At 65.9% G+C, this 258-nt stretch carries 1 pseudogene; it reads left to right on the top strand.

The annotated features are described in order from the left end of the window. A pseudogene (locus PU683_RS22295) lies at nt 1–258 on the top strand (hypothetical protein); the annotation flags it as partial.

Here is a 258-nt window from a genome sequence, read left to right as displayed (position 1 = left end):
GACATCCTGCTCCTGCGCAAGATGCACCCTTTGGTTGAGTCGGTGCTCGACAGTCGATTCACCGTCCATCGCCTCGAAGGGGCCGCCGACCCGGAGGCACTGCTGACCGAGGTGGGGCCGCGCATCCGGGGACTTTGCGTCGGCGTTGGCGTGGATGGCGCTTTGATGGACCGGCTGCCGAACCTGGAATTAATCGCCAATTTCGGGGTGGGCTACGATTCGGTGGACGCCGCCGGCGCCGCGCGGCGCAACGTGATC

It is taken from the genome of Candidatus Kosakonia sp. 282A-S69, assembly GCF_029433855.1.
Lineage (GTDB): Bacteria > Pseudomonadota > Gammaproteobacteria > Enterobacterales > Enterobacteriaceae > Kosakonia > Kosakonia cowanii_A.
Note: the sequence above shows the minus strand (reverse complement) of the source record. Positions and strands in the feature narration are given on the sequence as shown.